The following is a 577-nucleotide window of genomic DNA, read 5'->3' as shown; positions in this document are numbered from 1 at the left end:
GAATGGTGGTGTGTGTCGTGACGGAGTCGGCGCAGTCGGGTTTGGTTGTTGAGGGTTCGTCGTTGAGTCTGGGTACGGCGGCGGCGCGTAATTTGGCGACGACGACGAAGTCGGCGCCGCAGATGCAGGGGATTTCGTCTCGGTGGTTGTTGCGGATGTTGCCGTGGGTTCAGGCTTCGGGTGGGGTTTTTCGGGTGAATCGGCGGTTGAGTTATGCGGTGGGGGATGGTCGGGTGAGTTTTTCTTCGACGGGTTCGGAGGTGCGGGTTGTTCCGCCGGAGTTGTGTGAGCTTCCGTTGTTGCGGGGGTTTGGGGATGAGGGGACGTTGAATGCGTTGGCGGGGCGTTTTGTGCAGCAGGAGTTTGATGCTGGGGATGTGATTGTGGAGGTGGGGAGGCCTGCGGATCAGGTGTTTTTGATTGCGCATGGGAAGGTGGGTCGGGTGGGGGTTGGTAAGTATGGTGATGAGACGGCGTTGGGGGTGTTGGCGGATGGTGATTATTTTGGTGATCGGGCGTTGGCCGGGTCTCAGGAGACGTGGGATTTCACCGCCAAGGCCCAGACCAAATGCATCGT

Annotated in this window: 1 protein-coding gene; it reads left to right on the top strand. The window is 59.4% G+C overall.

Annotation, left to right across the window (positions count from 1 at the left end; all coding sequences use genetic code 11):
- Positions 1 to 17: 17 nt before the first annotated feature.
- On the top strand, positions 18 to 577 hold a 560-nt coding region (locus ACFFNX_RS52085; protein WP_378213907.1), incomplete at its 3' end, for a cyclic nucleotide-binding domain-containing protein.

This window comes from Actinoallomurus acaciae, from assembly GCF_042429965.1.
In the GTDB taxonomy this organism is placed as follows: Bacteria; Actinomycetota; Actinomycetes; order Streptosporangiales; family Streptosporangiaceae; genus Actinoallomurus; species Actinoallomurus acaciae.
The sequence above is the reverse complement of the archived record's forward strand: the minus strand, read 5'-3'. Positions and strand labels throughout refer to the sequence as shown.